Genomic DNA, 8,816 nt, shown 5'->3' with positions numbered 1-8,816 from the left:
TAAAATGGAAAACCAAAGATGCTATGGGTTATCATAGTTATAAAACAGCTTATAATACCATCCGAGGTATTGAGACAATCAATATGTTATTCAAGGGGCAGCTTTATCACTTGCATAAGAGCTCTGCTATAAATATTAAATACTTTATTGAGAGACAATTTAACTTACCAACTCCTGCTTATGAATTCTAAAAACCTCATAAAACTAGATAACTTCTTCCTTCAATTTCATTCTTTGCAACGCTACCTTTTAACTTATATAAAATATAGTATTTATATATTTTGATATAAAAATAAGTTTAAATATTTTAAATTTATTATATTTTGAAAATTTCTTGGTTGAGTTTATTGAGTGTATAAAACGATCGTTTTGTATACTTTTACATTTTCAAAAAAACTATTATTAAATAGGTAGCTTAAAAATGAACTACTAAAGCACCTTATGTACAAAATACATTGACTCGAAACTTTTTAAATAATCAACTTCTAATTGAAGTGGGCTTCCATATACCTCAGCAACTTGTGTTCCTACTTCATTGTATACTATGAAGTGATGCTTGGTAGAGCTTTGTTTGGTAAAATCTTGATCAAATGTTTTAATTACACTTTCTACTTCTTTTGATGTCGCAGGTACAGCACTATACCATAATTTACTAAAATCTACTGTGCATTCATGTTCAATACGGAGGTTCTCAAACTGGTCAAGATATGGTGCATTAAATTGTGCTGGACTTCCATATATTTCAGCAACTGGATTGCATTGCGTATTTTTTACTAAAAAGTAATTTTCTTTACATACAGCAGCATTAGCATAAATTGATCCTTTATGTTCCGAGAATTTAAATCCTTTAGTAAATTCATACTTATAGCTTTTATTTGAGTTTACTAATTTTTTCTCATGAATTTGACACCAGTTATTAACTTCATGGATGAAGTGCATTTCACCATGAGTTTTTAGATAATCCATATTGAATTGAAGTGGGCTACCGTATATTTCAGCAATCGCTGCTCCTGCTTCATTTAACACCGTAAAATGATGAGTAGCAAATATGTCTTGTTGGAAATCTTGTACCAATGATTTTATTCTATTCTCTAACTCTTTTGAATTTACAGACATAATTTTATATTTGTTTTTATTATTAGAAACACACTCATGTTCAATACCTATAATTTCAAACTTATCGAGATAAGGAAAATGAAATTTCGTTGGGCTACCATATATCTCAGCAACAGCTTGGCATTGATCATTTCTTATTATAAAGTAATTTTCCTGACATGTCTTTGCATGTAAATATACCGACGCTTTATGTTCCGAAAACTTAAAACTTTTATCAAATTCATAATAATAATTTTTATTTGAATTTGTTAGCATTTTTTGGCGAGGAGAACACTTTCTAATTACCTCATGCATGAAATATAACTCTTCAAATTTATTTAAGTAATCTATATGGAATTGCAAAGGACTATCATATATTTCAGCAACTTTATTACCTACGGTATCAAAAACTATAAAATGATGTTTAGCAAAACTTTGTTTCAAAAAATTTTGTTGAAGTGAGTTAATAGCATTATTGAGAGAATGATCAGAAGAAGTACTATTCATAGATTTATTATAATATTCAAAATTGATCGTCTTCATTAGTGGATTAATTGTTCTAGTATCAATACTAAGTTGGTAATCACTAAAATATAATAACTCTACCTTATTAAATACCTTAAACTCATTTATGATGGTTATAGTATCAGATACTTCCCTTAAAAATTTACCTTCTTCTTTTAAGCTAATTATTAAATTATCATCCTTTTTCAGAAGTACTAAATCTTCAGGCTTAATTCCTTTGCCAAATAGAATCTTATCAGCTTCTCCACCGTTACCTTCTACAACAACAGTTTCTTTATAAGGTCTTTCGTAAGGTCGACTTACTTTTTCGTAATGTGACCACTTCCTTTTACATCCTTTCCAATTACATACAGTTTTATACCTTGATACCTCTACCTCTTCTTCTCCTTTCTCAACCCCATTTCTTATCTTTGTATACTTGTATTCATCAAAAATTATATCTTTACCATCCCCTCTATTATATAAATATACATCATTCCCGCTCCATCCTTGTAGGTAATCACCATCGCCGCCTCCGCCTCCTAACATATCATTCCCCTCCCAACCAATAATTTCATCCTTGCCACTACCACCATAAATAAAATCATTTTGATTACCTCCACCGATTTTGTTTTCTCCTTCAACGACAAATATTACCCATTCTTTGTCATTCTCCATTTTAAATTTACTATTTCCGGTATCCTTAAATACTATGGTTTTTGGCTTATCATTATCTGCATCTATTATAAAACCATCTACTTTATAGTTAGTCACACCTTGACCTTGTGCTATGCTATCTACTTCCCTATACCAGTCTTTCATAGTTAAAGAGTCATTTAAGTTACCACGTAAGGTTAGCTTTAAGTCATTATTTACTCTAGTAAAGACCATATCTTTTTTCTTAATTGAGCTATTGATCATTACTATATCTTGGTCTTTCTCAGTATTATGATTGACTATAATATCGTGCCCTGATTCTAGGTAAAAAACATATTTATCACTACCTAGACCACCTTCTAAAAAATCATTCCCTTCTCCGCCATCTAAAACGTCATCTCCTATACCGCCTTTAAGGGTATCATTACCCGCATTCCCAACCAGCACAACATTCTGGCTACCTGAATTAGTAATAGTGTCATCCCCCATACTACCAAATATATTTTCAGCATTTATTTTATTAGCATCTAAGGTAATTCCTATTGAGCCATATATAAAAACACTATCTTCTCCTTCACCTACATCAATTTCATTTAAATCATCTTTACTATCTATAAATATAGTATCATTACCCTTACCGGCATATATTTTGTCTTTGCCCTTACCTCCAACTATAATATCAGCATGATCACTTCCTTCTAGCTCATCATTACCTCTACCGCCATCCATATAAACAGCAATTGTAGAATTCTTAGCTGAAAATTTATCACTACCTCTATTTCCATATACAGCTTCAATATGACTTAGAGCTAAATCAAGCACTACAGCTTTTTTAGTTGCTACAAGTGCAATATCATATCCCTCACCACCATCAATATTCTCTTGTTTATCTTCGCTATCAATCAGTAAAATATCATGTCCATTCCCTCCCTTTAAAGTATCTGAACCTAATCCCCCTTTTAACCAATCATTACCGTCTCCTCCTATTAAGATATCATCTCCTTCATAGCCATCAATTACGGTATCTTTATTGCTAGCTTTAATATTATCATTGCCGGTATTCCCTAACGCTACTTCATAATCTGTGCTTTGTAGATCAACCGTCTCTCCACTCCCATTTTCTATCTTATACACTTTTAGAGATTTACCGTCGTCATAATGTAAAATTATTTCTGATGCATCTTCTTCATATCTAATTCCTGCATTACTTGCCATTAATGCTACATCATATAAAGCTCCTTTTATTTTGCCGTTACTCTCCATCTTCACCGCACCCAAAACTTTATTGCCGCTGACCTCAGGCTTATCTACAGTAACGCTCTCATTAAGTAAAATAGCTTTAATTCCTGCTTCTCTTATAGCCATCAGTTCACCGGGCTCGGATATACCATTTTGGTTATGGTCTTGCCACACTACCAGGTTTTCATAATCTTTATCCTGCTCATCAACTTTACCATCTTTATTAGTATCAAAAACTAGTTTAAATCCTTCAAGATCTGTTTTAGCCTCTTCATGCCATAGTTTGAATGATATCTCCTTAGCTAGATTGATTACCCCGTCCTGATTCATATCAATAGCAAGTAAGGCATCATCTTTACTTGGCCAACCTAGGTTTTTTAAAAATCCTTTGTCATCAATATCATAAAATGCTGTATAGTTTTGGAGGCTAATAAGACTAAGACCATCTCCTTTTAAATCAATTACAAGGGGGAACCTAACACCGAAGCTAACCTTCCACCCATAATCTTTTGGACCACTATAATATCCGCTTGCACTGCCATGATAGTTAGAACTTCCACCGCTGCTATGCGAATTAGTATAGCTTTTGCCCTGATATTCACGTTTATTAACATTATCAAAGTTAGGGGCTTCATAGTGCTTAAATCCTTTAGGTATATTTAAATCAAAATCTTTTGTAGCTTGCTCAGAAAAGCCGTACTCTTTGCTTCGTTTTAAATCTTCTTTAAATTTGCTTGCAAATAGTATGCTATCAAGCTCAATATCTCTCATAGCCTTGGCAAGATTTAAGTGATCTGCTCCATACTTATGAAAGTCCTTATTCCAGTAACTAAACTGATTGTAAACCGTTTTATCAAAGCTATAAGGAGAAGAATAGCTTCCTCGATTAAAACTACTAGTAAAATCAAAATTACCACTGGTGGTTTTTATATTATCTCCGTACCCCGAGCTCTTGCTCCAGGTGTAAGGCTTATATGCTTTATCTCCGGGGATATGAATCTTATCCCCTGCTCTTATATTTATGTGCTCCTTACCGTTTTTACTAGTTTTGCCGGCTTTTAGGTGTTCATTACCCGGGGTTAAGAGCAGTTCATCCACGGTCATACCATGATCTTTTGCCACTTTCCATACACTATCCCCCTTTTTTACATTGTGAGTTTTAGTATTGGTTGCTCCAAAACCCGGAGGTGGTGGCCCATATGCCTCATTGGTAGTTTTGAAATTACTTCCATCTGCGCTAGACTGTGGCATTGGACCATAGGTGTTTTGGTTTGATTTAAAGGTTTTACTCTCTGGTAAAATTGTAAAGCTTTTAGAGCCTGTAGGCCTTCCCATTATATCTTCCCCACTAAAAGGGTTTTCAAGAATTCTATCTAATGGAATATTGTATTTTTGTGCTACTTCCTCCTCACTATGGCCAGTTACTTGGATATAACCACCTGATTGTTTTGCTCCTGTTTCTTCTTCGTAAACTTTCTGCCTAGTTTCTTTGTTAATATAAGATACTGTTTTAAAGTCGTGACTCACCACTCTTTCATATTTGGCAGTATTTAAATTGCTAAAAGCATCTTTATCTGTATGTATCCATGAAGGTATGGGTAAAATGTCCATCCACACCTGGTGCCCATATTTTTTTACCATCATGATGCTTTGGTAACTTCGGTTCTAGCCCAGCTGCTTTTATCATTTCCTTAACTGCAGCATTACTATTTTGTACATGCCCAATTAGCGGTAATTTATAATCAAATCCTTCTCTGTTTATAGCCTCAGCTTTAGCCCACATCTTATCTACTAATGCTTGCATCTCAGCATCAGTCCCGCTGGCTATTTCAATTTTAGGAGCGTTTGGAGACCAATCAACATGGTTCTCATTATAATTATCGTTTGTAATTTTAATATCACCTATAAAGGCGTTTATAGGATTATTTGTTTCTGGGCCACCCCTTAAAGCTGTTTTCTTGCCAGTACTATCTATATATACAATAAATAAGTGTTGGGCATCTCCTTTAAAAGGTATATAAGGAACTCCGCTTACATCCTTTGTATGTATTTCAATACTTGCTTGTGCCATATTATTAATAACTAAAATATTTTATTTCCACCCATAATGCCTAACAGCATGTATTTCTTTTATTTGGCTATTTTCATCTATAAAAACTGCAACTACATTATTGACTAAAGGATCTTTAGAAAACCACCCTGTAAAGTAGTCGCAACTAACCATTCGGTCAAAAGGTTGCTTAGTATTAAAATTTATATTGTCAGATTTAGATATTATTGCGCATTGCGCCCCAGCTTCTTGTAAATCAATTATTAATGTATTACCCCTGCTACCAAATGGATAATGCTTATCAAAGTAGTTTTGAGCCTCTTCTTGGGAGCTAAAATCCTCAAACCTAAAAGGTCTTCTATCAAATAATCTATTAAGGATTATTACCGATAGGATAACGATAATAAGTATAATAAACTTTTTCTTCTTACTAAGCTTGCTCTTTTGTTGATCCTTTTGTTCTGGATTAGATGTAATATTATTTGGCATATTGGTACTACCTTACTATATTTAGGCCTTGCTAATCTTTTCCCTATATCTGCAATTTTTATAACGTATATGGGCTATAAGCCTAAATAATTTAGCTTACTTGCAGTAATAACGCTTAATTTGCTTATATACTTATTAGAGATAAGTAACTTAAACTATATATTAAGTCAAAATATTTTTTACTATAAATAAGATATTTTTAATATTTCATCTAAATAAATTATAATTTATTTAGATATAAGTAATATTAACAATTATGCAATATTCTTTGCTATTCTTCAATTGGGAAGGAGTTGTATTTTACTTTTATTCCACAGGCTTTTGATAAAAAGCTTTTGAGATGTGGAAATCCATTTTCAAAAGTATTGTAGCTATCTTGGAAAAGTATCTTGTTACGGCTATCAATATGTTTTATGTGCTTATATTTTAGGTGTAACTCAGGTATAATATTCATATAATATTGGAGCTTCTTTATCTCAGGTGCCGTACAATTAATATCCCGATCTAAAATATTGAATTGGATAAAAACCCATTCTAAATTAGCTAAGTAACCATTTATCATTAGGCTGAAAGGGGCAGCTGTTGTATCTCTATGTTTTAGTAATCGTTCCGAGGAATTAGCTTCTTTAGCTAAGTTATCAGAATAATAGATTACTTGAGGCAACCATTCCTTATACAAATTTTGTAATAATGAGCTGTTTTTAGTACTTACAAAAAATGATATTATTCCTTCACAAGTTATAAACCTTTTAAATCCCTGTATATATTGTGATCTACTTTTTAAGTCGCTTATTTGTTTTAAAGTTCTTAGCATGGCGTTCATATAGAATGTGGGGTCATATGGTGCATTAGTAGCTATGTGTGGATATAAGTCATAGTAATACCATAGCACTATTCTTAAGCCATCATCAGTTGGTATTTCTTCCAACATATTTTGATACAAGTTTTTATGTAAATTTTTTAACTTTCTTAATACTAATCCTTCTTTTTCATAGCCCTTATCTTGTAACTTAACCCTTAAGTTTGCCACATACATTGAGCTCAAATAGCTCCATTTAATATTATAAGGGATTTGATGTTCGCGCCAAATATCATCTAAAGTGCCTTTTACTACTGCAAATGTTTGCAATAACATAACTATAAGCATACTAGTTATCACTACTTTCAAGTGCTTAGTAACTTTTTTTATTGCATCTTTCCAGCGTATTTGAGCCATTTCTTTCATATCTGATTTCCATGCCTTTATAATAAAAAAACACTTATTTTGTCAAAGAAATGCTTATTTAATCTATAAAATTAAATAAAAATATTTTAAGCATAAAGCCTTAAGTTATTATAAGAATAACTTCCTCGATTAAAACTACTAGTAAAATCAAAATTACCACTGTTCCTTTTTTCTTATTCATATCATTTGCATTAAACTGAGAATAGCATTTTCTTAAAAGTCTATTAATGGGCACTCATTAACAAAATATTAATAGTTTTTATTTAGTATTAAAAGTAATAACACTACTTTGGCATAAAATGAAGAAGCTAACATTCCAAGAAGTTCTAGGCTTACATTCTGATAAGGTATTATTCTCTTTAGGGTTAGAAGAAAATGTGGATATTGATTCAGAATACATCATATATTTGCATGATAAAACCAACAGTAAGACACATGAAATTAAAAACGTATTACAGGCAGTTTATAAAAATAAATTAGTTACCCCATTTAAGATCTTTATAAATTACCACAATAGAAAACTAGCAGTATTCCACTTAGAGAGACTAAGGAGAACGGAAAATATTTCAAATGTTAATCACGAATTATCAAAAATTACTTTTTTAAGTATAAAACAAAAAGAACTATTAAGGCAATTCATGATGTTGTTTCATAAAATAGATATTAAAAATATCAAGATTATCGAGACTTATAAAGCCGATATAAGTAGATTAGCTGATAAAATACTATTGTCCTTAATAAATTACATTAAAAGATTGGATCTAAGTAAGTCTGAAGTAGCATCCTTTAATATTTTAAAATCATTAGTATCAAGAAGTCCGGATTCATGGTTTTCCAGGCAATTAGTTTTCAAAGAAGCATCCCGTAGCTACGCCATTTCTAAAGCATTAATTAACCTGCTGGAATTAGTATCCGAGGGAGAAGTAGAACAGGTAAAACAAGTCAGACTTCAATATATATTTGAGGATTATATACAAAGTATAACCAACCTTGTAAGCTTTGACGGTAACACTGAAATGATGAAGGCTTTGGTAGAACATGTATTTTCAGAAAAAATAGATAAAAGAATGATAAATATCTTACTTAGTAAAGCAGTAAGATATAAAAATATAGACTTAGCTAAATATTTTCTTGAAAAAGGAGCCGAACCTAACTCCTTTAATAATCTTGATGATGCTGTACAATTTAATTATGAAGATTTAGTAAGTTTACTTTTAAAGTACGATGCCAATCCTAATTGTAACGGCTTGATTTTATAAATACAAATTCCAGCAATCAAGAGCAAATGTTGTCCAGAATTAATTGCGACTAGAAAAACAGTTTGGCCAGGATTAAATGATTTTATAAATTTTTTGTCCAGAAATAAGTGATTCTATAATTTTATTTTCCAGGATTATTTGCGAATGAGCTGCAAGCCTAGTATTTCTTATAAAATTATACCTAATTTATGAATTTCTTTATTAAGCTCTTCCCGGCGGCTTGGGGATAATTGTCCCCTTAAATATGCTTTTACTTCATGACGCCTGGCATTGAGGTAATCACATAATATTGTTAGGT

Annotated in this window: 6 protein-coding genes; 2 read left to right on the top strand and 4 right to left on the bottom strand. The window is 31.8% G+C overall.

The window, feature by feature from the left end:
- Positions 1–191 (top strand): hypothetical protein (locus NF27_RS12305; RefSeq protein WP_410518015.1); only part of this gene is annotated, 191 nt, incomplete at its 5' end.
- A 238-nt stretch (positions 192–429) separates the two neighbouring features.
- Here the strand turns inward: NF27_RS12305 and NF27_RS02440 are convergent.
- From NF27_RS02440 to NF27_RS02425, 4 genes are all read right to left on the bottom strand, one after another.
- Entirely contained in the window at positions 430–5,136 is a 4,707-nt protein-coding gene (locus tag NF27_RS02440; RefSeq protein WP_204367853.1) for a LysM peptidoglycan-binding domain-containing protein, read from the bottom strand.
- The gene (locus NF27_RS02435) at positions 5,066–5,566 is read right to left on the bottom strand and encodes a hypothetical protein (RefSeq protein WP_039455438.1); all 501 of its coding nucleotides are present in this window, start codon (positions 5,564–5,566) and stop codon (positions 5,066–5,068) included. Before NF27_RS02435 ends, NF27_RS02440 begins: the two co-directional genes overlap by 71 nt.
- 21 nt (positions 5,567–5,587) lie before the next feature.
- Entirely contained in the window at positions 5,588–6,034 is a 447-nt protein-coding gene (locus tag NF27_RS02430) for a hypothetical protein (protein ID WP_039455436.1), read from the bottom strand.
- A 271-nt stretch (positions 6,035–6,305) separates the two neighbouring features.
- Positions 6,306–7,259, bottom strand: coding sequence for a hypothetical protein (locus tag NF27_RS02425; RefSeq protein WP_039455433.1), 954 nt, complete (start codon positions 7,257–7,259; stop codon positions 6,306–6,308).
- 299 nt (positions 7,260–7,558) lie between these two features.
- On the opposite strand from NF27_RS02425, the gene NF27_RS02420 reads away from it, so the two are divergent.
- Positions 7,559–8,518, top strand: coding sequence for an ankyrin repeat domain-containing protein (locus NF27_RS02420; RefSeq protein ID WP_039455432.1), 960 nt, complete (start codon positions 7,559–7,561; stop codon positions 8,516–8,518).
- Positions 8,519–8,816: the final 298 nt, after the last annotated feature.

Source organism: Candidatus Jidaibacter acanthamoeba (genome assembly GCF_000815465.1).
Classification (GTDB): Bacteria; Pseudomonadota; Alphaproteobacteria; order Rickettsiales; family Midichloriaceae; genus Jidaibacter; species Jidaibacter acanthamoebae.
This window is presented reverse-complemented; position numbering and strand designations above follow the sequence as displayed.